This window comes from Brevibacillus sp. JB24b, from assembly GCF_051713385.1.
GTDB lineage: Bacteria > Bacillota > Bacilli > Brevibacillales > Brevibacillaceae > Brevibacillus_B > Brevibacillus_B laterosporus.
This window is the reverse complement of the sequence record NZ_JBNVQV010000001.1, coordinates 3,899,857-3,923,944: the sequence shown is the minus strand read 5'-3', so window position 1 is coordinate 3,923,944 and position 24,088 is coordinate 3,899,857. Positions and strand designations below refer to the sequence as shown.

Annotated in this window: 24 protein-coding genes; 12 read left to right on the top strand and 12 right to left on the bottom strand. The window is 39.5% G+C overall.

What is annotated here, in order from left to right; genetic code table 11:
• Nucleotides 1-23 precede the first annotated feature (23 nt).
• Together ACQV1I_RS18340 and ACQV1I_RS18335 are read right to left on the bottom strand one after the other, a co-directional pair.
• A complete protein-coding gene (locus tag ACQV1I_RS18340) occupies nt 24-1,214 on the bottom strand; it encodes a hypothetical protein (protein ID WP_116333456.1) in 1,191 nt (396 codons plus the stop codon).
• 102 nt (nt 1,215-1,316) lie between these two features.
• Entirely contained in the window at nt 1,317-2,630 is a 1,314-nt protein-coding gene (locus ACQV1I_RS18335) for a hypothetical protein (RefSeq protein ID WP_116333455.1), read from the bottom strand.
• 194 nt (nt 2,631-2,824) lie between these two features.
• Between ACQV1I_RS18335 and typA the strand changes: the two genes are divergently transcribed.
• The 5 genes from typA to ACQV1I_RS18310 all read left to right on the top strand — a co-directional run bounded on the left by typA (nt 2,825) and on the right by ACQV1I_RS18310 (nt 7,944).
• Nucleotides 2,825-4,651, top strand: coding sequence for a translational GTPase TypA (typA, locus tag ACQV1I_RS18330; protein WP_018673358.1), 1,827 nt, complete (start codon nt 2,825-2,827; stop codon nt 4,649-4,651).
• A 159-nt stretch (nt 4,652-4,810) separates the two neighbouring features.
• Nucleotides 4,811-5,641 (top strand): deoxyribonuclease IV, encoded by an 831-nt coding sequence (locus ACQV1I_RS18325; protein ID WP_018673357.1) that lies wholly within the window; start codon nt 4,811-4,813, stop codon nt 5,639-5,641.
• 20 nt (nt 5,642-5,661) lie between these two features.
• Entirely contained in the window at nt 5,662-6,000 is a 339-nt protein-coding gene (locus tag ACQV1I_RS18320) for a YlaH-like family protein (RefSeq protein WP_116333454.1), read from the top strand.
• Nucleotides 5,997-6,269 carry a hypothetical protein gene (locus ACQV1I_RS18315; protein WP_018673355.1) on the top strand — a complete coding sequence of 91 codons (273 nt, stop codon included), beginning with the start codon at nt 5,997-5,999 and terminating at the stop codon, nt 6,267-6,269. The genes ACQV1I_RS18320 and ACQV1I_RS18315 overlap by 4 nt, the downstream gene beginning before the upstream one ends.
• Before the next feature lie 220 nt (nt 6,270-6,489).
• Complete coding sequence (locus ACQV1I_RS18310; protein ID WP_116333453.1) at nt 6,490-7,944, top strand: hypothetical protein; 1,455 nt, start codon at nt 6,490-6,492, stop codon at nt 7,942-7,944.
• A 102-nt stretch (nt 7,945-8,046) separates the two neighbouring features.
• On the opposite strand, the gene ACQV1I_RS18305 is transcribed toward ACQV1I_RS18310, so the two are convergent.
• A complete protein-coding gene (locus tag ACQV1I_RS18305; protein ID WP_094699559.1) occupies nt 8,047-8,385 on the bottom strand; it encodes a DUF5665 domain-containing protein in 339 nt (112 codons plus the stop codon).
• Between the two features lie 119 nt (nt 8,386-8,504).
• Here ACQV1I_RS18305 and ACQV1I_RS18300 point away from each other — a divergent pair, with 119 nt between their 5' ends.
• The gene (locus ACQV1I_RS18300) at nt 8,505-8,957 is read left to right on the top strand and encodes a pyridoxamine 5'-phosphate oxidase family protein (RefSeq protein WP_094699558.1); all 453 of its coding nucleotides are present in this window, start codon (nt 8,505-8,507) and stop codon (nt 8,955-8,957) included.
• A gap of 212 nt (nt 8,958-9,169) precedes the next feature.
• Here ACQV1I_RS18300 and ACQV1I_RS18295 read toward each other — a convergent pair whose 3' ends face one another.
• The 4 genes from ACQV1I_RS18295 to ACQV1I_RS18280 all read right to left on the bottom strand — a co-directional run bounded on the left by ACQV1I_RS18295 (nt 9,170) and on the right by ACQV1I_RS18280 (nt 14,172).
• Nucleotides 9,170-10,438 (bottom strand): helix-turn-helix domain-containing protein, encoded by a 1,269-nt coding sequence (locus ACQV1I_RS18295; RefSeq protein WP_094699557.1) that lies wholly within the window; start codon nt 10,436-10,438, stop codon nt 9,170-9,172.
• A gap of 255 nt (nt 10,439-10,693) precedes the next feature.
• Nucleotides 10,694-11,950, bottom strand: a complete 1,257-nt coding sequence (locus tag ACQV1I_RS18290) for a tetratricopeptide repeat protein (protein ID WP_094699556.1) — start codon at nt 11,948-11,950, stop codon at nt 10,694-10,696.
• Nucleotides 11,951-12,249: 299 nt separating this feature from the next.
• The gene (locus ACQV1I_RS18285; protein ID WP_018673348.1) at nt 12,250-13,293 is read right to left on the bottom strand and encodes an aldo/keto reductase; all 1,044 of its coding nucleotides are present in this window, start codon (nt 13,291-13,293) and stop codon (nt 12,250-12,252) included.
• A gap of 207 nt (nt 13,294-13,500) precedes the next feature.
• Nucleotides 13,501-14,172 carry a YhcN/YlaJ family sporulation lipoprotein gene (locus ACQV1I_RS18280; RefSeq protein ID WP_018673347.1) on the bottom strand — a complete coding sequence of 224 codons (672 nt, stop codon included), beginning with the start codon at nt 14,170-14,172 and terminating at the stop codon, nt 13,501-13,503.
• Between the two features lie 262 nt (nt 14,173-14,434).
• Between ACQV1I_RS18280 and ACQV1I_RS18275 the strand changes: the two genes are divergently transcribed.
• From ACQV1I_RS18275 to ACQV1I_RS18265, 3 genes are all read left to right on the top strand, one after another.
• A complete protein-coding gene (locus ACQV1I_RS18275; RefSeq protein ID WP_018673346.1) occupies nt 14,435-15,769 on the top strand; it encodes a PhoH family protein in 1,335 nt (444 codons plus the stop codon).
• A gap of 419 nt (nt 15,770-16,188) precedes the next feature.
• Nucleotides 16,189-16,626: a hypothetical protein gene (locus ACQV1I_RS18270; protein WP_018673345.1), complete on the top strand. Its 438-nt coding sequence runs from the start codon at nt 16,189-16,191 to the stop codon at nt 16,624-16,626.
• A gap of 118 nt (nt 16,627-16,744) precedes the next feature.
• Nucleotides 16,745-17,329 carry a hypothetical protein gene (locus ACQV1I_RS18265; RefSeq protein WP_116333452.1) on the top strand — a complete coding sequence of 195 codons (585 nt, stop codon included), beginning with the start codon at nt 16,745-16,747 and terminating at the stop codon, nt 17,327-17,329.
• A 92-nt stretch (nt 17,330-17,421) separates the two neighbouring features.
• Here ACQV1I_RS18265 and ACQV1I_RS18260 read toward each other — a convergent pair whose 3' ends face one another.
• The gene (locus tag ACQV1I_RS18260; protein WP_094699553.1) at nt 17,422-17,925 is read right to left on the bottom strand and encodes a hypothetical protein; all 504 of its coding nucleotides are present in this window, start codon (nt 17,923-17,925) and stop codon (nt 17,422-17,424) included.
• A gap of 94 nt (nt 17,926-18,019) precedes the next feature.
• Between ACQV1I_RS18260 and ACQV1I_RS18255 the strand changes: the two genes are divergently transcribed.
• Complete coding sequence (locus tag ACQV1I_RS18255; protein WP_018673342.1) at nt 18,020-18,655, top strand: MBL fold metallo-hydrolase; 636 nt, start codon at nt 18,020-18,022, stop codon at nt 18,653-18,655.
• An 82-nt stretch (nt 18,656-18,737) separates the two neighbouring features.
• Here the strand turns inward: ACQV1I_RS18255 and ACQV1I_RS18250 are convergent, their stop codons facing one another.
• Both ACQV1I_RS18250 and ACQV1I_RS18245 read right to left on the bottom strand, forming a co-directional pair.
• Nucleotides 18,738-19,715: a hypothetical protein gene (locus ACQV1I_RS18250; RefSeq protein WP_236645712.1), complete on the bottom strand. Its 978-nt coding sequence runs from the start codon at nt 19,713-19,715 to the stop codon at nt 18,738-18,740.
• A 97-nt stretch (nt 19,716-19,812) separates the two neighbouring features.
• Nucleotides 19,813-20,916 carry a hypothetical protein gene (locus tag ACQV1I_RS18245; protein ID WP_116333451.1) on the bottom strand — a complete coding sequence of 368 codons (1,104 nt, stop codon included), beginning with the start codon at nt 20,914-20,916 and terminating at the stop codon, nt 19,813-19,815.
• Between the two features lie 126 nt (nt 20,917-21,042).
• Here ACQV1I_RS18245 and ACQV1I_RS18240 point away from each other — a divergent pair, with 126 nt between their 5' ends.
• Nucleotides 21,043-22,230 carry a class I SAM-dependent methyltransferase gene (locus ACQV1I_RS18240; protein WP_116333450.1) on the top strand — a complete coding sequence of 396 codons (1,188 nt, stop codon included), beginning with the start codon at nt 21,043-21,045 and terminating at the stop codon, nt 22,228-22,230.
• A gap of 90 nt (nt 22,231-22,320) precedes the next feature.
• On the opposite strand, the gene ACQV1I_RS18235 is transcribed toward ACQV1I_RS18240, so the two are convergent.
• Entirely contained in the window at nt 22,321-22,593 is a 273-nt protein-coding gene (locus ACQV1I_RS18235; RefSeq protein ID WP_018673338.1) for a DUF2626 family protein, read from the bottom strand.
• A gap of 94 nt (nt 22,594-22,687) precedes the next feature.
• Nucleotides 22,688-23,395, bottom strand: coding sequence for a helix-turn-helix transcriptional regulator (locus ACQV1I_RS18230; RefSeq protein ID WP_104031811.1), 708 nt, complete (start codon nt 23,393-23,395; stop codon nt 22,688-22,690).
• Between the two features lie 231 nt (nt 23,396-23,626).
• Here ACQV1I_RS18230 and ACQV1I_RS18225 point away from each other — a divergent pair, with 231 nt between their 5' ends.
• Complete coding sequence (locus tag ACQV1I_RS18225) at nt 23,627-24,007, top strand: Spx/MgsR family RNA polymerase-binding regulatory protein (RefSeq protein WP_003336663.1); 381 nt, start codon at nt 23,627-23,629, stop codon at nt 24,005-24,007.
• Nucleotides 24,008-24,088: the final 81 nt, after the last annotated feature.

Sequence of the window (24,088 nt, the reverse complement as noted above, 5' to 3'; positions counted from 1 at the left end):
TTAACAGAAGGCGACCGAATTACTTAGGAAGTGAACACCAAGGAAAGAGCAGGAAAGGCCAGTCCAGGAGCATCCCAAAGGGCTTTATAAACGGAAATTAGATTTTTGGATGAAAATAGTGTAGAACACGAAACGGGAAAGAGCAGAGTAGTTTGCAGGACCGGTTTACCATAACGAAAAAGAGTGGCTTGCGGACAAAAAAGTTGCTCGGTCTGTAATGGATGATAATCATTAGGTATGTCTACTTTAGGGATAAACAACACTTCTGGCTGATTCAGTAACCAAGAACGAAAGTATACCCGTTTCTTTGCTTGTGCTACTAAACCAAGTGCTATCTCATGCTCTGGCAAGTCAGGGAGCAGATGAAGGGAGTTTGGTTCATCTAGGGAAAAGCGAAAGAGGGGACTACCTTTGCGATCAAAACGATGGGTACCTACGCCAGACTGACGACTCGGATCATACCAAGCCTTTAGTCTGGGCGAAGGAGCTGATTTCTTCTTATACTCTATTTTAAAATCTTGTGATAAAAAACAAGGAAGTAACAAACGTTGTAAGGCACTTGGACTTAGTAAACAAATGGTACGCTTTGTTGGAGTATAAAATGACATATGCGAAAGGCTAAAGGTATGAAACCAGTGTGCTTCCGTTTGCATATATTCCCAAGCGGCCTTGGTAGGTAGTCTTCGGAATTCGTAGGAAAAAGGGTTGCCCAATGAAGGCTGGAAGTATAAACGGGTTTCTTGCTCGGAAATTTGGACATGCCTTGAATCAGCATAGGTACGTTTATACATAGAGATAGTTGCTGTAAAGCCCTTTGGTGGATCGGGTAATGAATTGTTTATTACATGTTCTGCCAAAGAGTGGTCATATATAATAGGGGATTCATAAATCATATCGCGAGCAATCAGGTATCGATTGTCAGACCGAAAAACACGGTAAGGAGCCCATTTTGTTATCGGCAACTCTGGCTGCTGTAATAAAGTTGGAGTGATAGCATGTATGGAAGTGCTTCCATCTTGCCAAATCAAGCGAAGCTCTCCCTGATATTGTAACTGTTTGTGAACGAAAGGGGAAAGTAAGTGTTCTTCTTCCAAATAAAAGTGGAAAGCAGCTAAGTCTCTGGAATAAGCGGCTAAAGCAGCTAGTAGTTTAGTTTGGAAATCACTCAATACATCTGTAGCAGTTTCATCATGCGGGAATGTGCAGTTGTTCAAGAAAAGCCCTCCTTTACTGAATCTTTAAACAAATGTAACGGAAAATCCACTTCATTCACGATCAAAAAAATGTAAGATGGAGTAGGTAAAAAATGTGCATTTTTATCCTAGCTCAAGTAACAGATAAGAGGGAGCCGTAACACAAAATTGTGTGGAATGTGGCTCGGTAACTGTACGATTCGCACCCCATCCACAAATAATGGAAGAAAAAATCTTGTTAATTCGACCATGAATCCATCCAGTTGGCATCTGTTGTAAACTGGGAAGCTTATAGCAGTCTTGTACTAATAAAAAATAACTGTCCATCGGTTTGCTGTGATATAGATGGTGATAACCGCTCAATATAAGGGAAGGAACTTTTTCATCAATGTGAAGAAGTGGGGAAGGGAAATCATCCCCGGATAGCAACGTTGGTAAGGAATAAAGGAGATGAGCTCCTGTTAAGTCCTCTGGTTCGTTCATATCAATAACAGATTCTCCTAGTAATGTGACAGAGGGATACAAGGTGCCAATGTAGTGAAAGGGTTGATAACAACTATGACCTTCTAAATGAGTAAGTCGCAATCGTGATGTTGCTGGTAACCATTGTCGTCTATAAGAAGGCTGTTGCAAATAAAGTCGCAAAAGACCTGCAAAGATCTCGGTATCAACCCAGAATGGACTAGAGACTTCCATTGAGGATGGGGTTACAATTTGCTGATGATGTCCATGATTTTCACGGGACGTGGAGAGTCGATTGGCCATTTGTTTATACAAATTTGTTATGAGTTCGTTCATAGCGGGACGCCAATGTTCAAAAAAGGTAGCGCCATCTTGATATTGGATCAACCTAGTGTGAGGGTTAAACTGAGATGTAGTTTCTAGTGTTACTCTCCAAAATTGGGATTGATAAAAGCTACCGTCACTACGGCAGAGCCATTGTTTCTCTTGTTGTATTTTGATTTGAGAACGCAATTTATATGGTATTTTTTCTTGAAAAAACCGTTTGTGCTCCAAGCCCATTTTACTGATAAGGAAATGCCAATCACGAAATTCACCCAATTGCTCCAGAGTGGATGGTGGTGGAAGCTGTTTTTCGTGTTGGCAAAACTGTTGAAAGACTCTCCACCTATTGTCATGTAAGGTAAGGTTTTTACGCGCTTGATGAAAGGCAGTAATCGCAGCAGATTCGGTTAGGTGTAAGGTGATGGCTTGTCCCATCTCTTTTTTTGTTGACCAGAGGGTGATGTGTAAAACGCTATGCATGCAAGATTGCCCAGAATCAGCAAGTCCGTTGCTCCAAGAGAAGGTCTGGGACTGGCATTCCGTGATGTGAATGATCAGCAGTAGACCAAATTGATCGGCAAGCCGTAATAAACTTGAACAAATGGATGATAAGGTAGGCGTTATGACAAATGGATCAGTGATGTGGGGCATATCATTGCCTCCTTCCGTGCATTGGTGTCATTTATTCCAGTCTAACATGTGAGTGCAGTCAAGAATTGGCAAAGCATGGCGGAGGAAATAGCGAAAGTTCTCGACAGGAATCGGGTATTTCTCCACATTTTATAGATTGTGAATGAACCTATTACCTGTTATTATGGAGTGTATGCAAAGACGAGGAGGAACTTATGAAACGCCTTGATATTCGTAATATCGCAATTATTGCCCACGTTGACCACGGGAAAACGACACTGGTTGACAAACTTCTAATTCAGTCCGGTACATTCCGTAGCAACCAACATGTGGCTGAGCGTATGATGGATTCCAACGATCTGGAACGTGAGCGTGGAATTACAATCTTAGCGAAAACCACATCTGTAAAATATATGGATTACACCATTAACATTCTGGATACGCCTGGTCACGCCGATTTCGGTGGCGAAGTAGAACGTATCATGAGCATGGTAGATGGTGTTTTGTTGATTGTTGATGCTTTTGAAGGTTGCATGCCGCAAACTCGTTTCGTTTTACGCAAAGCATTAGAAGCAAATGTAACGCCGATCGTTGTTGTGAACAAGATCGACCGTGATAATGCTCGTCCACAAGAAGTAATCAATGAGGTTTATGACCTATTTATTGATTTAGATGCAACAGAAGAGCAATTGGACTTCCCAATCGTATATGCTTCTGGAATTCAAGGAATTGCTGGTAAGGAGCCGGATAACTTATCAGAAGACTTAAAACCATTATTTGATACAATTATTGAAGGCATTCCAGCTCCAGAAGCAAATGAAGAGGAGCCGTTACAATTCCAAGTAACGATGCTTGATTATAACGACTTCCTAGGTCGAATTGGTATTGGTCGCGTTTATCGTGGTGTTATCAATCTAAATGACCAAGTATCCGTTGTAAAACGTGATGGTAGCATTAAGAGAATGCGTGTGCAAAAGCTATTTGGTTTCCAAGGCTTGAACCGCGTTGAACAAAAAACAGCCCGTGCCGGTGATATTATTGCTGTAGCCGGTCTAGAAGATATTAACGTAGGGGAAACGGTTTGCAACGTTGATAAACCAGATCCATTGCCACTCTTGAAAATTGATGAACCTACACTACAAATGACTTTCTTGGTTAACAATAGTCCATTTGCTGGTAAAGAAGGAAAGCACGTTACTTCTCGTAAACTACGGGATCGCTTAATGGCCGAGCTAGAAACAGACGTATCGTTACGTGTTGATGAATCTGATTCAGCAGACGCATTCGTTGTTTCTGGACGTGGTGAGTTGCACTTGTCTATTTTGGTTGAAAACATGCGTCGTGAAGGCTACGAGCTAGGTGTTTCTAAACCAGAAGTAATCATTCGTGAAATTGATGGTGTGAAAATGGAGCCAGCTGAGCGTCTTATCATCGACGTTCCAGAAGAGCACACGGGTCCTGTTATGGAAACATTGGGAGCACGTAAAGCTGAAATGGTGAACATGATTAACAATGGGTTTGGACAAGTTCGTTTAGAATTCCTAATTCCTTCTCGCGGATTGATTGGTTATCGTACAGAATTCATGACCATTACACGTGGATACGGTATCCTGAATCACTCCTTTGATAGCTATCGCCCGGTTGTACCTGGTATCGTAGGTGGACGCCGTGCAGGTGTATTGATCTCAAATGATACAGGTACCTCTAGCACATATGGTTTGATGTCAGTAGAAGATCGTGGAACTATGTTTATCCATCCTGGTACTGATGTGTATGAGGGTATGATTGTTGGAGAGCATAGCCGTGATAACGACCTGACTGTTAATGTAATCAAAGAAAAGCATGCTACCAACGTTCGCTCTGCTAACAAGGATGAGACAGTTAAAATGAAAACTCCTCGTATCCTAACGTTGGAAGAAGCACTTGAGTACTTGAACGATGATGAATTATGTGAAGTAACACCTCATTCCGTTCGACTACGTAAGAAATACTTGAACAAGTCAGATCGTGAGCGTTATAACAAAACGAGACGTTTTGAGTAGTAAAGTATATTTTTGTTATCTCACAAATGAATGAGGAAAGAACAGCCGTTTTGGAAGCACTCCAAGGCGGCTTTTCTTTTGACTAGGCAAGCAAAGATTGCTACAGTAGACATGTTAGACATAAAGCAGATAGACAAGAAAACCACGAGGTGAAATAGATTGAAAATTGGATGTCATATTAGTGTAGCAAAAGGATTAGAAAAAGCTGCTATGCAAGCTGTTCATTTGGGGGCACAATCCTTTCAAGTGTTTACAAAGAACCCACGGGGGCTCAAACCTAAAAAGATTGATCACAAAGATGCAGATAAAGGCGTAGAAATTATGACCAAGCATGATATTACGCTAGTTTGCCATACACCTTATATTACGAATCTCTCAACACCTAAAGAGGATTTGCAGGAAGTGACAATTCGGTCCATCGTTGAGGATTTACACATTGCGGAAGCGTATGGCGCTGTTGGCGCTGTTGTACATTGTGGGAAGCATGTAGGGGAAGGCGAAGAATATGGCACCAAGCGTATGGTGGAAACGCTTGACTTGATTCTAGAGCAGTACAATGGTCCAGTGAAGCTATTGCTTGAAAATACGGCTGGACAAGGTACCGAGCTAGGCCTAACCATTCGTGCGTTAGTGGAGATTCGCAAAGCAAGTAAATATCCAGAGAAGATTGGATATTGCTTTGATACATGCCATGCATTTGCTGCGGGACAATGGGATGAAGAAACCTTTGATAAATTATTGGAGGACATGGAGCAGACCGGATATTTAGATAATCTAATTTGCATCCATTTCAATGACAGTAAAGTTCCTTATGGAAGTCGAAAAGACCGACACGAAAAGATTGGTAAAGGTGAAATTGGTAGTGATGCATTAGCAAAATTCTTACGCTCTGAGAAATTGCAGCATTTACCTGTTGTTCTTGAAACGCCAGTTGATGATGAACAGGAATACGCTGAGGAAATGGTTTACGTACGTAACCTACAAGGATAAGAATAAAGGAGAGGTAGAGAATGGAGTTGTTAGAGCTAGCGTCCATCTATGACCCTGCAAATCCCCAAGCATTAACATGGTACGATCATTTTTTTATGTGGGCTGATTTACAACGTTATTGGATCATTTTTGTGTATCTATTACTTGTTTATTATCTGGGATTTGCAGAAAGGACACGCATGCCAATACTAAAAACAGCTTTATTAATTATCCTGCTCTTGCTCGGTTCTGTTATTTTTGCCATCCTAGATACACAACTACCGGTGCGTGGTGGATTATTTGTAGCAATTATCATTCTGACCATTGTTAAATTGCGTACGAGACCTAATCGTACTCGTGACACAGAGGCAAAATCATGAGACTAGCGGATGCCTTGTTTAATTGGTTGCAAATTCGAGTTGTCATGGATTTGCGAAAAAACGATCGTTCTGCAAGCGATACAGAGGCTTTTTTTCAGCAGATTTTACGTGAGGATCATAAGATCGATCAACTTCAAGTTCAAATTGAAGAAGGTAGATATCTTGTTACGTATACAATTGATAATGAGCAACATGAAATGACTTTTGATCGTGAAGCTGTTGACGTTTTGTTGACTGCAATTCAGAATGAACCTAAATATGCTGATTAAGGTAAGGTATCCCGATGATTTCCTAGAAAGCTAGAAGGACAAGTCAAAGTAATGATGATAGATAAAAGCTCTGCCAGCTAAACAGCGGCAGAGCTTTTTACTTGTTGGATGATTCCGATGTATGATTAATCCACTCACTATAATTTTTAGCTAACTTTTCGCAACTTTTTCCTATCAAGAATCGTCTAGGGAACAGATAATTTGAAAAGGGGCAAGTTCCATGAATAAAAAAATAACGTTTTTATCGGTAGGCGTAGCTTCTGCTGGTGTACTTTTTGCTGTCGTCCCGTTGATGGCCAACGCTGACTATGAGATCAAGGCATCTAACACTGCTCTTACACCTACCTCTGTGAAAACAGCAACGGCTTCGACAGATGGTATATCTAGCTATGCAAAAAATATGATGCCGGCAGGCCAAGTACGAGAGAATTATTTATATAACATAGAGAATTTAGAAAAGGAAAATAAGCTGTTTTTACAAATGCTCCTACAAGATTATAAAGATCGGGTTTATGTTGTTGTAAAAGACCCAAATATGAACTTCGAGAAAAAGCTCAAGGATGTTATTGAAGAATATGGAGATGAGTGGCAAAGTATTTTCAAAGAAGATTTTGATCATATTTACCTGTCTGTACGAGCGTTAGAGAAGGGATTTGACTCCTATTCGGAAGAAACAACAGGTGGTGTGACAACAGTTGCTGGTAAGGTTCAACCAGGTATAACAAGGGTGGCTATTACTACTGAAAAAGGAAATAAAGTAGAAGTGCTACAATTCACTTCAAAGCAAACTTTTCGTGTAAGTATGCCGCAAACATCCGCAGGAGAGATGCTAACGCTACAAGCATACCAGCAAAATAAATTAGTTGAAAGTGCGAAATTGCGGATTAAAGACGCTCCTGTACTTACGGAGAATGCACTTATTTACTCCTTGGCAAAATATAACTCACATCAGAATGAGGTTTTATTCCAAGGGAAAGTAAAGAGCTCCGCTGACCAAGTCAAAATTACGTATAACGGAATAACCAAAGAAATACCAGTCAAACAATTCTGGAGCTATGTAGGTTCCTTCTCATGGCAGATGCCTGTAACCGGTGCTACAATTCCCTCCTCTGCTAGTGTGGAAGTCTTTTCGAAGGGTAAGCTGATTGATCGTCAAACCATTCAGGTAGTAAATATCTGGAAGGATGTAGATGGAGCCTGGGAAATGTTTAAACAGTGGCAGGGGGATGCCTACTTCGATGGGAAAGACAAAATGCTTCGTTTAAAGGGTAAATGGGATAATCTAAGGGAAAAGCTGGAGAAATTACCGAAACAGGCCTTAGATCCAATGAAGGTAGTGGTAACATTCCCAGATGGCAAGAAGCATGAACAAAAGATAGAAGCTATTATTGAGCAAGGGCATCGGGATGAGTATGTGTTAAAATTTCCGTTCAAGGGTTCAAATCATAATGTTACAGCTGTACATGTTGCTTTTTATAATGGGGATACGGTATTGTATGAGAAAGATTTAGAGGTTAAAAACTATGCCAAGTTAAAGTCAACCGATAACCCGCAATATGATAAAGAACAGCAAAAAGAACAAAAGAAGAAAGAGAAAGAGCAAGAGAAAGAACAAAAGAAGAAAGAGAAAGAACAAAAACATAAAGAGAAAGAGCAAGAAAAACGCGAGGCTTGATAGAGAATTGGGAGAGATATTGGCGAGATTAACAAAACAGACCAAACAGATAGCAAAAGCCAGGACAGTACTGTGTCCTGGCTTTTGCTGGTAGCTAAACACTTACGGACGATAGGATTGTACATACGCAATAATTTCTTTTATGTAATCGCCAATGATAGGAATGGACAAGAATTTTGATAAAAGAGAGCCTAGTAACGCTAGAACAATGGCAGTACCAATGGTTAAGCCTAATCCTCTAGCTAAGCCTGCAACAAAATTGGTCCAAATTAATCGGCGAGGGGTAGTATAATTCAGCACGATATCAGCAAATCGAATATCTTCCAAATACAGACCTATTTTGTGTAGAGTGGCATTTAATTGGCGAACCTGTTGCAATTCTTCTACGGCTTTTTCTAATTCCTGTATGAGGCGATCGGGTGAAGCGGGTGGAGTGCTCAAAAAATTTCTCCTCCTTATGTTTGATGAAAGAATGGTATCTTTTTCATATGGCATCATTGCTAGAGCGCCTAAGCCCATGTACAATAAACAATATGTAATGAAAAGAGGAGGATGATGATATGGCAGAAACAGTAGCACAATCATTATCTGAAGAATTGTTTGAATATCTACAACATGAACGCTATGTAACGTTAGGAAGTATTGACCACGAGACAAAGGCCCCTGTTTTAAGTGCAATTTCCTGGATAGTGGCAATGGATAATCATACGATTCGAATTGCTCTGGATAGTCGTTCGCGGATTCTTACAAATGTAAGTCAGGAACCAAAAGTAGTGCTTAACTTAATCGGCTGTGGTTCTACTTATGCGATTAACGGAATAGCTACGGTTATAGTAGACAAAATGGAAGGCGTACCGCTTAAATTAAGCATGCTAGAAGTAAAAATTGAAAGCGTTAGGGATATTATGTTTTATGGCTCTCGTATCAGTGTAGAACCTCAGTATGAAAAGACTTATGATCTAAAAGCAGCAACCAAGTTAGATCTACAGGTAATGACAGCACTTCGAACATAAGCTATTACTTAGCATAAGCGAAAAGAATCGGGCTCATGCAAGCTTTTGAAAAAAGCGGCAATATTGGTTACAAAAAAAGAAAGGTGGTTTATTCCATCTTTCTTTTTTTACATATATGAAAAAATGATAAAAGCAAATGAAAAAGGCTAACTATGCATAAAGAACGGATAGTTAGCCCTGTGGATATCAAGTAAGACTTTTAGTAAAAAGAATTAAGCTTCAGCTGTAAAAGTAATAGAACGCTCGTACATTTTAGCTGCTTGCTCAAAACGCTGATTTTTTAAATGAATGTGACCCAATAATTGGTATGTTTTAATTAAAAACGCTTGCATATTTTTGATTGTAAAATAACCTCTAGCATTTTCTAGATGGATGAGAGCTTCATCATCTTCTCCTTGCATTAACATCACTTCGGCTAAGATAAATTGTGCCTCAGCCAACATTTTTTCGTTATCAGAAGAAATAACAGATTGGCAAAGGGTTTTCGCTTCATCTAAACGCTTTTGCAACCGATAGACATCAGCTAAAGCTATACGTGTAAAATTAAGAAGCTCGTCTTCAGTTTGATTAGATAAGAATTTCTGAGCTTGTTTCAGACAGGCTTCTGCTTTTTCGTAAACCATTGTCTCTTTGTACATAAGCCCTAGATTTAATTGCACTTCTGCCAAACGAACGGGATTGTTGGCGATCTCAAAAATAGATAAAGCTTGTCTATAGAAGGATTCTGCTTCTTGATATTGTTGAATTTGATGATAACAATTTCCTAGCGATAGATAAAGATCGCCGCTCTTATATAAGATTCCGTAATTTTTGTTTAATTCTTTTGCTTGTTGTAAATGTTCAATAGCTGAATAAAATTCACCTAATTTACTATGCATGCTACCTACATGCAACAAAACAGAGATACGCAATAAGCCACTAATTTCATACCGATTTAATAATTGAAGAGCTTCATTCAAAAGATGAACGGCTTTTTCTGGTTGATCGTGCTCACAATAGAAGTGACCGAGGGAATCTAGGGCGCGAATCAAGACAGTTGGGTTATCCGAATCTTGGGTGAGAACAATACTATTGCTATAGTGATCCTCTGCTTGTTCCAAGCGACCGTCCACTTCAGCTATTTTTCCTTTTGCCCAGAGATAAACACCTTCTTCAGATTGTGGAATAACAGCACCTTGTAGCTTTAACAGCCACTTACGAGCAATTTCCCATTCTTGTTCATCAATACGATTAATAATGTGGCGTAAGGAATTTTGAATTTCGACAAGCGTGAAAGAAGGGTTTTCAGTTTCAGTCCATAGTTCTTTAATTTCAGTATGTAGTCGTTTTGCCAATTGTTCCAAAATTTCAGGCGATGGGATAACCTGACCTTTTTCAATTTGGCTGACATAGCTACGATTACAAATGCCTTCTGCCAAATCTCCTTGTGTCATCTTTAGCCTTTTGCGGAATTCGCGCAGTCTTTTTCCTACTTGCGTCATATAGCAAACACCCTTGTTATTAATTTTGATTGTTTCGTGAATAATATTATTATACAACTTATTATACAAAATGTAACAATTAAATTTGGGTTGTGAAAGAAATATACAGTATCAAAATTAAAGTTTTAGTCTAATTAATAGGTCTTTACTCATTATCAAATATAAACAAACACGAAAAAGAGGCGATATAAAGCCTCTTTTTTGTGTTTGTTAAAAATATATTGATATAATAAATTCGTTATAGTTCTCAACAATTTATTTGTGTAGTAAAGATAAACGAGCAATTTTTTCGGGTTGTTGAGAATGTGTACTGATTCTAAGAAGCACTTCATAGGAACGTACGACATACTGAGTAGATCGTTCTGCCGTAAAATATTGCATAGCTTGTTCTAAATGATAGAGTGCTTGCTCATAATGCTCACAATCGGTCAAAATATTAGCATAATTCAGGTTGATCTCAGCTAGCAAATGGGGGTTGTTGCAATTGTGAATGATGCTTTCGCAGAGCTCCTTTGCTCGCTGATAGTAACCCATATCCCGATAAAGATGAGCTAGCTCGTTTGTAGCGTTATTAAACCAATGCTTTTGATCTAATTTTTGCAAAATATCAATTGCTTTTAACAAGTATTCCTCGGATTTATCGTAGCATTTCGTTACGCGATACAAAATACCCAAGTTATTATACGTATTAGCAATGAGCTTTTCATCTGGTACGAGCTTTAGCACATCAAGGGCGAGAAGGTTATATTTCTCAGCCTGCTCATGTTGGTGCAGATGCAGATGACAAATAGCCAAGCCCATGTAGATAGAAGTACTCTTGTACATGGTCCCATATGAATCATTCAATTGAACTGCTTGGTTTAGTAGCTCTATGGCCGAATAGTATTCTTCTAAACTTCCATGCATTTTAGCAGACGTATATAGAAGGGAAATTCGTAATAAACCGCCAATCTCAAAACGATTCACCAATTGTAGTGCTTCGGTTAAGAACGGTATTGCTTTTTTCGCCTGACGAGTCATTCCATAGTAATCTCCTAGGGATTGAAGACTGCGCACTAAGGAAACAGGATCATCTACATCACGAGCAAGAGAGATGCTTTGGAGCAATAGTTCCTCTACTTCCTCAAAGCGCTGATCATGTAAGGCTAGTTCAGCTTTCGCCCATAAATAAATGCATTGATCTTCCGTGCGTAACTGCTGACCTTTTAATTTAAATAACCACTTACGCGAAATCTCAATATCATTTGCTTCTAAGCGATTAACAATGTGCCGCAATGCGTTTTGAATTTCTACTTCAGAAAATCCAATCGGTGATTCCGATTCGGTCCATAATTCTTTTAAATCGGTTTGTAAACGCTTAGCCAATTGATCAAGAATTTCGGGTGATGGTATAACATTTCCCTTTTCGATTTGACTAACATAACTACGGTTGCAAATACCAACAGACAATTCTTCTTGAGTCATACGTAGATTTTTACGGAAGTAACGTAAACGCTTACCAACATGTGTCACAAATATATCCACCTTTTCCCGTTTTTATTTTTTATTATACATAGAAATTACTAAATTGACATATTTTTCTTACTATTATAAGATATATTTGTAAGCAAAATTGCAAAAGGTCAATGGGGGTGCGTTTTTATGAAGAAGTTCGGATCCGACGCTTGGGGCTAATTGCTTATTTATTATTAATTTTACCGCCATTTTAATGATCCTCTCGACCTACTAAAAAGTTCCTCACAACTAGTGAGGAACTTTTTTTCAGTCTGTGTGAAGCATACTGTTTTCGAGTCAACTACCCAATCAGCCAATTATGCTTCATGTAAAACGGGTGTTGGTTTCGTTTGAGTATTAGACATATGCTGTTTCAGACGCTCGTTGTACCCATTTACCCAGAGTGCATCAATCATTTCAAATTGTTCTTTTGTAAGTGGAGCTACTTCAGACGCTAGTGCAAATTCTTTTAACGTCGCATCGCTAGTTATGTTAGGAAGAACGCTTACTACACTTGGTCTGAATAAAGAGAACTGGATTGCTAATTGACCAATCGTTCTATCTTTGCCATCAAATAATCCTTGTTGCTTCATTTCCTGAACAACCTCAACACCAGCTTGCATCCAATCTGTAGGGCGATGACTACGGTGATCGCTCTTATCAAAGTGTTTATCAGGATCATAGCTACCATCCAATAAACCAGAAGCGTGAGGGACACGAACGATCAAAGCACGTTTTTCTTGTTCAGCAATTGGGAATAGATTACGCGCAGGATCCTGTTCTACAATGTTGTTGATAATTTGAATAGCAGCATAGCCTGGACGCTTCAAAGCTGCAATGGATTCATCTTCCCAACCGATGTCAGGACCCATAGCTGCTCCGTAATGACGAATTTTTCCTTCTTCTTTTAAACGCTCCAATGTTTCATGAATCTCGTCACTTAGTACGGATTCCATACGTGGATTGTGTAATTGATAGAAGTCAATATAATCAGTACCTAGTCGTTTTAAGCTTTGCTCACAAGCATAACGGATATTTTCTTTGGACCAGTTTTGTGGCAATTCAGAATGCCCTTTTCGTTCGCCAGGAATATTATAAATGTCGTAGCCAAATTTCGTAGCAATGACAACCTTGTCGCGAATATCACCAAGTGCATCTTTTAGGATGGTTTCTCCTAATCCGCTTCCATACACATCGCCTGTATCAAAAAAAGTTACCCCATATTCATCATAAGAAGAGCGAAGCAAGCGTTTTCCCATTTCTACATCAGAAACGCCCCACCATTTAGTAGCTACAGACCATACGCCGAAACCTACTTCAGAGACAGAAAGATCTGTGCCGGGAAGAGTTCTGTATTTCATAGATAATCTCTCCTTCTTAATAATAAGAATAATAATCAACTATGCCTTATCTTACCATGATTGTTTTACGCTTTGAAAGTTCTTATATACATACATGTGACTGAATGGTGTCAAGTACTGTCAATCTGACAAAAAGCAGGAAGCAACAAAACAACCTATCCAAAGCCAACTGGTGTGAGGCAGGGATAGGTTGTAGGCAGGGTATGCTTACTGATTCATATAGGGTTGAGCTGGCTTTTGCTGAGGTTCTTTTTCGGGTCGCTTCATTTGCTTGGCCCCGGGTTTCTGTGATCTGGTACCTGGCTGCTGACGATTCTGAGAAGGTTGTTGTACCTTCTGACGTACATCACTTGGGAATTGAGGGATAAGACGTCCAGTGATATCCGCCAGTTCTTCCATAATACCAGCTACCGGTCTGCCATTCTGCATATCAGCTTGTACCTCTACTAAACGCTGACGTAAATCTGCATCTGCAGTCACTAAAGCTGTAGCACCTTGTGGATCTTCCTTGAGTGCCTCAGCTACAGAGTATTTAACAACACCGACCTCGGGCCGATCTAACTTTTCATCTACGTCAATGGCTACAATGGCATACTTGCCTAAGACAACGGCTGTGGATTTTTTAACGTTTTTTACTCGATTAGCCAGTTTAACCAGACGATCAGCTGTAGCTTGCGGAGATTGATCATAGGTAGGGGCAGGCTGTGTTTGTTCAACTCGTTGTGTTTTTGGTGCATTTGGATGACTGCCTTGTTGGGAACCTGCTACATTCTGAACAGTTTTAGGAGTTCCTGCTCCCTGTGTCCCAGTTTTTGGGTTATTGGTTTGACAAGCTGTAAGTAATAAGCAACAAGCTAGCGTAGAGATAAGTCGTCTCATATTTGATCAATCCTTTCCACGGAACTCACTCCGATATTATGCCCCTAGTGTTTGCTCTCCATTGCTTTTTATACGAACGGACAAGGAGTTCGTCTATCTTTTATGCTTGTTACATAGATATGGACTATCAGTAAACTTTTACACACTCTTCCTGTAGGTCAGGTTCCCCTAAAAAAAGCCAAGAAAGAGAAGAAAACCAACAAACAAGAATAAAAAATATGCATAAAATATGGAAGATGGGTAAGGGGAGGCGAATCATGATTTGAAAAAAATCTATGTAATTGATACCAACGTACTCCTGCAAGATCCAATGGCGATCTACTCCTTTCACAACAACGATATCGTCATTCCGGCAGTCGTATTAGAAGAAGTGGATTCAAAAAAGCGATACATGGATGAAATTGGCCGTAATTCTAGGCATGTATCCCGGCTCTTGGACCGATTGCGACTCAATGGCCATTTGCATCAGGGCATACAGTTGGAAACAGGAGCTACTCTGCGGGTGGAATTGAATCATTCTGCGATGGGAAATATGCAGAAACAATTTCATGAGATGACCAATGATAATCGAATCCTAGCAGTAGCACTTAATCTACAAGAAGAAGAAAATACCACTGGACAAGGGCGTCCAGTAATTTTGGTTAGCAAGGATGCTTTAATGAGAGTCAAAGCAGATGCATTAGGGTTAACCGCAGAGGACTTTTTATCGGATCGAGTGGTTCGGGAGTATTCAAGCATTTATCTTGGCTATGAAAAACGAACAGTTCCCTCAGAGGTAATAAAGCTGTTTTACAACACCCGCCGTCTATTTCTAGAGACAGTCTTTCCTCATGAAGAATTTTACCCACATCAATTCCTGATATTAAAGGATGAATGTAATCCATCAATTTCTGCAATTGGTAAAATTGATGAAGAAGCGAGATATTATGAACCTCTCGTCTCCGATGATGATCATATTTGGGGTGTGAAAGCTCGCAACGCTCAACAAAAAATGGCCATTGAACTACTATTGCGAGATGATATTCCGTTAGTCACCATGACAGGGAAAGCAGGGACGGGCAAAACCCTGATTGCGCTTGCCGCAGGATTATTACAAATTGAGGATTTACGGAAGTATAAAAAACTGCTGGTTGCAAGACCGATCGTACCGATGGGAAAAGATATTGGTTATCTTCCTGGTGAAAAAGAAGAAAAGCTCCGCCCTTGGATGCAGCCAATCTACGATAATTTAGAGTATTTATTTAACACAAAGAAATCTGGTGACCTAGAAAAAATTCTAGATGGAATGGGGAGTATTCAGGTGGAGGCTCTGACCTACATTAGGGGGAGATCTATTCCGGGTCAGTATATTATCATTGATGAAGCGCAGAATTTAACAAAACATGAGGTCAAAACCATCTTAACTCGGGTAGGAGAGGGCTCTAAAATTGTATTAATGGGCGATCCAGAGCAAATAGATCACCCATATTTGGATGAAAGCAATAATGGACTTACCTATGTGGTTGAAATGTTTAAAGAACAAAAGCTAGCGGGTCATATCAAGCTAGAAAAAGGGGAGCGTAGTGTGTTAGCTCAATTGGCTGCAGATATTCTATAAGATGTTTTGCCATTGCGAAAAAATGTATAAAAACATCTTGTCCTACGTAAGATATAGCTGTCGAGGTTGTTGGTAACGAACGTTTGGGACCACTCCAGAAGAATAAGGCGTCATTTCACTAGACAATGCTAGTGGAGTGCCTATTTTAATCAGGAGGCGAATGGTCGCACGCGAGAATCGTTACTACCCCAAATGAAATGGCTAATCAATTTTTCTTTAGAATTCGCTTTTTCAAAAGGTAGATGTACTAAAGAAGAGTGATGGATTGCCTACCCATTTAAAATAACCCGACCAGAAGCCGTCTCTTTAAAGAGGCGGCTTTTGTCATATTAATAATTAAAATAGATTTACATATAAAAATATTGTTTACATGCCCGTCTCTCTTGGGACATACATATGTACCAAGGAGGGACGTTACCATGGTGACATTAGATTCAACCATTTCCTTTTTGATTTATATAACGGCTGTTTCCAGCGCAGCTGCTGGGGTAACAGAGATAGCTAAAAGCGCTATTCCTTTTTTAACGTATGATTATGTACCAGATAATGATAGCTATGAAGCACATTGTAAGGCTGGGAAAAAACAACATCTTAAGAAGTTATTTAATCTCGTATTCTCTGTTTTAGCAGCAGGCTGTATCTTCGCCGAATTAGGATTAGATCCCGCACAAATTCTGATGGGAACAAATACAGCTTACGTAGCAGATGCATGGGGGGCGCGGATTTGGACATGGGGAATTGTGGCTGTGTTCGGATCGCCTTTATTTCATTCCATTTTAAAAATCTTACAAGGATACCAACAGACGGTTAGTAGCCATTTACCGCCTAAACCAAAGCAGAAAATCGATGGGAAATAAGCTGGAATGAAATTGGGTAAAAACTTGCGAACTTTATTACCCCTAGGGTAAGATATCGATATTGCTGTGATTGTACTTTACAACATATGAATGAATACCAAGGTAGGGGAACATAGATATGATAAATTGGAAAGTGATTGTGGGAAGTGCTGTACTTGCGTCTGTTGTAGCGTTAACAGGTTGTCAGCCTACGGGGACCACATCCCCAGCTCCTACAGAAAACACGAATCTCGCTCCCACATTTGATCCTGAAAATGCCAAGGAGTTTGGAATCCGTGGAGCCCATGTTGGAGAAGGCATTAAAGAAGCCATGGCTGCCTTAAAACCGGAAAAATATGAATTTATGGATATGATTAGTCGTGAATCGCTAACGGTTGAACAGTTAGCAAAAGGGGAAGGAAATATTACTACTGGCATTTTATTTGCAGACCAGGCGCAGGTTCTGGTAACGGTCCAAAAAGGAGTAGTAACCAGCATCATGGTAGGTGGTATTCCGCAGGAGCAAGGTGATAAATTTAAAACCAACAGAGGATTGTCTATGTATGAAAGTATAGATAAGGTTAAGCAGCTTTATGGGGATGCAGCTGGGGATAAAGAGCTTACGTATAAAGAGCTTACGTATAAAGGAAGTAAGTATCAAGTAACATTTAGCTTAAATAACAACAAGGTCATTGGTTATCGTTTTGATGTGTTGGCTAAGTAGCGGCTAATCTTACAAGTAAAAGAGCATCTCTTACTGGATGAGGCAGTAGGAGATGCTTTTTGTTTTATGTGTATGTTAGAGGCAAATGGAATTTATTTGAAAGGAATGCCAGGATGCCAGTCCAGCACAACTTTGTAACGGCTAGCCAATTGGTCAAGTAACTCCTTGTGAGTAGTGTCTACAATATAGATGGTTTGATCCTTTGCAGTAAACGAAATCAGGATATACTGCTCCATCTGCTCATATGCTTCCTGATGATCAAGAGTAAGAGGATTGTTAGAAAAGCGAAAGAAGCTTACGAGATTAGCGTATACGTATTGACGGTCATTTAGACTGATGAAGCCATAATCATTCAGCTTCGGGTTTGCCACGCCCTCTGGAAGCAACCACAAGGAGAAGCATTCCGTTTCCGCTTGATATCTGGCTGCAATCTGCAATAATTGCTGTTGGTCGTCTTCCGTGGAAACGATCATTAATTTTTTATCCCGATCGATTACTTTTACTTGTTCACCAATCTTATGTACGATTTGCGCATAAAATCCGGGGAGTTTTCCTTTGGGCATTTCTAATTTAACACCATATAAAAGAGGTACCATTGTTTTGCCTCCTATCTCTCTGATACTATAATACTGTAGCAATTATTGCCATTGTATGTAAAGACAACGGCTAAGGCAAGGGAAGGAGTTTTTTATGAACATAGAAGTACGCTCTGTTGAATTGGGACCGTTTGAGACAAATGCTTATATGATTAAAAATGTGGAGACTGGGGAGACGATTGTGGTTGACCCAGGTATGAATCCTGGCCCTTTATTGCAAGCAATGAAGTCAGAGAAGGTAGTGGCTATTCTACTAACTCACGCTCATTTAGATCATATTGGTGGACTGACAGAGCTTCGTGAACAGACTAAAGCGCCAGTCTATATCCATTCGATCGAGCAAAGCTGGCTGACCGACCCTGAATTAAATGGCTCACAACGCTTTGGATTCGCACCCATTATCTGTGAACCTGCTGAATACATGGTAGAAGAAGGGCAAGAGCTCCAACTAGCTGGTTTGTCAATTCAAGTGTTACACACACCAGGTCATTCTCCGGGAAGTGCGACATACGTAATCGGTCAGCATTGTTTTAGTGGTGATGTTTTGTTTGCTAACTCGATTGGACGCTCTGATTTAAGAGGTGGAGATCATCATACATTGATTCAAAGTATTCATGAGAAGCTATTTGAACTACCTGACGAGACAATTGTCTATCCTGGGCATGGACCACTGACTACGATTGATCGGGAAAAAACGTTTAATCCGTATGTTTCTGGTTCATTCGGATAACTGTTCTTTTTGATAAGTAAAAAGCTAGCACAGGTATTTATCCTGTGCTAGCTTTTTTTACTTGTATGGAAAGGAATCTCCACTACAAAATATTGAATTTCACTTTGATTTGTAGCTTGTGTTCATCCAAAGTGGCTTCCTGCACTTGAATGTTTGGGTTGATTAGCGCAGGATAAAAACTGAGGTCATATTCTTTTGACATTTCCTCTGCTGTGCTTTCTGGGAGTTCATAACCATCAAACATTAGTTTATTAATATGAAACCTTAATTCTGTGGGGGAGACCACTTCGTAAGAACCTATAATTTTCAAATTCACCTGATTGTAGTTACCTACTACTTCCAGTTGGTTATGGTCAAACGCGAAGTATGCGTGTTGGAAGATCGGATCTTTTGAAAGCAAGAACTTATTAAATTCCTCTTCTGTAATCGTTAGCTTGTGAGTAAATAAGCCTTCGGACTGAATGTGATCTGGAGTAATTAGCTGAGGGAGATCTTGCATCACTCTAGCCAACACGCCAAAAAAGTCTTGGAACACGGGTAAGCCGCGCGAACGCCAATCCTCAATTAGATCTTCCATTAACGCTTCCACAGAAGAAGAATCAGGCAATTTTTGCAGATTCTCCTCCTTCAGCAGTTTAATGGCAATCATATCAGCGAGACGTTTTTCATACATCTGCCGTAATTCTCTAATCTTTTTCAGCTGACTTTGTTTTTGTAAAGACAAGTCATTGGCGCGAGCTAGCTCTATTTGAAAACTCTCCAATTTTTTCATGTCACTGGTAAAAATGGTTTCCAATAGCCGTGCACTTGTCAGCACCTGATTAAAATCGTCTGCACTAAACAGCAGGGTTAACAAGTCATTACGTTTCCCCATGTAATAGGCTCTAGCTACTTTTCCAGCATGTTTGCGTTTAGATGAGATCGTAAGTTCTTGCTTCTTTGCCTCTAGTTCAAGCTCTGCCAAATCCCTATTGAGTTTACTCTCATCGAGCTTTAAAAGCTGTAGATTACGTTCTAACTCCAACTGGGTTAGATGCTGTTGTAAAATTGTTTTTTCCAAAGGGAGAGCTTCCTCCGCTGTAGCTAAAGACGGAGGAAGAGCCAACAAGAAGCAAAGGAAAAATAGGATTCTTTTAGACATAGGCTTCTGTCAGTAATTAAAAGGAGCCTTGTTGCAGTTGAGATAGTGTAATAACTTCGTCAGTCTTAGGAAGTGTAAGTTCCCATTTAGGAGCTACATTATAATTAGATGTTTTTTGTTCAAAGGTAAACGAGATACCGATAGAACCTTGATCAGGTTTTTCTTTATCGGAAACCTTTACATCCCAATCTACTAATTGGTATGGGATATTGTTGTCTTTATCAATTACTACATAAGAGTTTCCTTTTTGGATGTTAAAGTTTGATTTGATCAAATCTTTGTTTTTGTCGATTTCGGCAGAAACATCTTTCAAGCCTTTTTTCATTTCCTCAAGTTGAGTGGAATCTTGTGCTAAGATATCTTTATAAGCAGGTGTTTCAGACATAACTTTAACCACTTCAGGAATCACATTATCTACTGTTGTTTTTAAGAAAGGAATCAAATTGTCATTAGTCAATTTCATGTTGATAATACGATCAGCTTTTACTTCAGCAGGTAGATTAGCAATATCTTCTTTTTTAGCTTCTACAAAATAGTCAGGACCATAGTGTTTGAATAATGAATCGACAATTTTAACAGTTGCTTCTTTTTGTTTCTTCATTGTTTCTGGTGAAAAATCTGGTACAGCTGCTGGCTGGCCTTGAGCTTCAGCCATTTTTTTCATTTCATTATAGTCAAGTTCAATGTATTTACCTTCTAGTTTTTCCATACCAGGAATGAAGCTAACAGCAGGAACCTTAATCCACATTTTCTCTTGATTCATAATTATTGGAATTGAGAAAGTGGTGTTAACACCTTGCATATTTACTTTAGCATCAAGAATAAGTTCCGTTTGGAAAGGCTCGATAGATTGGTTTCCACGATAGGAAAGCTCGGAATTTTTTAATACCTCTAGAACCATTTTTGATTGCGGATCGTTTTGCAATTGCTCATCTGTTGCATCCACTTTGAACTTTAAGGAACCACTAAAACTGTAAGAGTTCAAGGAAATTTGTTTCTTAAAAGCTTCTTGTGCTACATCTTTTCCTGATTGTTGTTTAGCCCCACAGCCAACGAGAAGAAGGGCAAACATAGCAAAGATAGCAAGAAAGATTGGTAGCTTAGTCTTAAACGTTTTCATCATAAACCTCCTAAATTTTTGCATAATACCTCTACCATTATAGACGTTCTTGACTCGTTTGTGTGTAAAAAAAAACGTTGTCTCATTTTTAACGAATTTATTTGTAGTTGAAGGAGTTGCAAATCCATGACATCAGAACTAAGAAAATATCTATGCAAAGAAATGAAAAATCAGAAGAATAAAATGATTCGATTTGTTGAATTCATGGCTATTTGTTTATATCATCAAGAATTTGGCTATTACATGAAACGGAGAAACAAGGTAGGTAAAAAAGGGGACTTTTATACTAGTTCTCAGGTTGGTGACATCTTTGGTGAGACATTATCTGATACTATTCTCCTATTTTTAAAACAGAACGACTTTAGTAACCCCGTGTTGATGGAAGTGGGGGGAGGAACAGGGAGCTTAATGCAACAGATTTTGACCAGAATCAGAGAGGTAGATGCTCAATTATATGCGAGACTAAGAGTAATTATGGTAGAAATAAGTCCGTATCATGCTCACATACAAAAAGAGAGTCTACAATCTTTTTCGCTTCCAAAAATGTGGTACAAAACTGTAGAGGAGGCGGCCAGAAATGAACGATTTCAGGGTGTCATTTTCTCAAATGAATATTTTGATGCATTCCCTGTCCATTTAGTAGAAAAAGCACGTGGCGAATGGTATGAGATAGGCATTGGCTTCGAGCAGGAAATGGAAACAAAAATGAAAAAAAGTTATATCTCACCCGCATCGAATATCGTGCAGGTAGCAGATTCAGCTGAAGTTCAATCTGTTATTTTTCTTGAAGGATATATGCCCGAGGTATCGCCAGAAATAACTGCTATCATAAAAGGGCTTCCAAAAGGATTACCAGATGGGATGCGGATAGAAGTACAGGCAGGGGTAAGCGAGGTGATGGACGCCTTGAGTAGCATGCTAGAGCGTGGGCGAGTGATTAGTATTGACTACGGGGATTCAGCAGAGGATTTGTATCATCCTAGTCGCAAAAATGGAACACTTGCCTGCTACTATCAGCATCAGATGAATGAAGAGTATTTAGAGCGGGTAGGAGATCAGGATATAACCGCACATGTTAATTTTAGCAGATTGATGGAGTGCGGAGATCGTGTAGGACTTGTTACAAAATCGTTTACACGTCAAGATCAATTTTTACTTGCAAATGGTATCTTAGAAAAGGCTCAGGCTCATCAAGATACTGATCCTTTTACAAGTGTAGCAATGAAGCGAAATAGAGCCATCCAACAGTTAATTTTATCTAGCGGATTGGGGGGGGTATTTCGAGTGCTGATTCAGGAGAAGCTGGACAAATAGATAAAGAAAATGAACGCGGGAAAGGTAGTGGGACAAACAAAAAAGCGAATTCCATTAAGGGATTCGCTCTTTGCCGTTTCATAACTACTATTACATTAATAAGTGCAGGAAAGAATGTTCTCCTCCTGCAGATGCTGGTGGCATTCCGTAGAACGTGTAATACGTAAATCCCACAAATGAAACAAACATAAAACAGAAGAAAAGATTCAAATAGGTTCTTTCCGTGAGACGCATATAACCAAGGGCCAGGAAAATAGCAGTCAATCCGAAGAACAACAATGACATCGGGAATAATTGACCCCAGAAGGCCATAATAGCGATCATTAGTGTCCAGAAGCTAAGTACGCGAAACATACGATCCATATGTATCCCCCCTTTGGCAGAACTTTTTGAAAAGATTGTCGTTTTCATTATATAGGACATGTCAAGCAGTGTAAACGGTTGAGGTTTGACAGAATTATGTCAGGTGCTCTTTTAGATTAGCGATTACATAATTACATGACTCGCATCCACCAATCATCGACGTTTCAGGTATCAGTTCAATATCGCCAAAGTAGGCTTGGAAAATACCTTCTAGCATGGCGTGATGCATTTTGCAGATGTTTGCTGGATGTTTTTTGGCAATTTCTGAAAAAGTACAGTTAAATACGCGGAAACGTACTCGTTGATCATCTGTTACTTCAAACTGAGGACGCAAACCCTGTGCTAAAGCAATTCGATAGATACAATCCATTTTGTCTTCCAGTGTACGTGAAGGAGTCAGTTTGTTTTTGTCCTGAGCGCGTTTAGCCGCTTCTAGACCCAAGCGTTTTCCCATCGTAACTAAAGCTTCCTGTCCTGCTACCCCCAAGGAAAGGAGCGATTCAATAGCAATGTCTGCCAAAAGCTGATAGTCTCTTGGAGGAAATTGCAGGCTGACAACCTCTTCCGAAATCGAGTAAAGTCGACTAGGTCTTCCGCCCTTTCCACTTTTGTCCAGTTGAGATTGGAGTAATTGAACGTCTTCCAATTTAGTCAAATGCAGACGAGCTACGTTAGGGTGAATGGAGAACTGTTCCGCCACTTCATGAACTGTTACAGGTTTGCTTGAATCGGTTACATATTGATAGATAGAAAAACGTGTGGGGTCTGCGAGGGCGCTGGTTAATTTTTGCGCCTTTTCCATTAAAAATCCCCCCTTTCAAAAACATTCGTCTTATAGTGTAGCCCATTTCTAGTGAATTGTTAAGCTTCTGTTATATATCTTTGATTTGTAAATAATTTTTATTAAGATTTTATATTAAATACTATTGACATAGTGTTTAATGAAGGACTAGAATCTACTATAGAAAGTAAAGTGACTTTATCAATACATGTATATTACCCATTAGATCTTTATTATATGGAGGAATGCAATATGGCAACAGCTATGAAAGATGCAAATCTCGGTACGCTGACATTTTTTACATATCCGAGCTGCACATCCTGTCGTAAAGCAAAAGCGTGGTTGGCTGAAAACGGAGTGAATTACGAAGAACGTCACCTGTTCAAAAACCCACCAAGCGTGCGCGAACTTTTGGAAATAGCTAAGATGACGTCAAGCGGTTTGGATGAATTGTTATCGACTCGCAGTCAGAAATTCAAAGATTTGGACATGGATATTAATGACATGACCGTATCTGAACTTTTAGAAATGTTGAGTGAAGACCCTGCATTATTGAAGCGTCCTATCTTAACGGACGGTGAGCATCTAATTGTTGGCTACAACCAATCAGCTATGAAAGAATTTTTTCTATAAAAGGAATTGAGTAACTAATTGGATTTACCGCTATTTTATCATTTATCAAAAGAATGTCCACATTGTAATAGGCCTTGAACT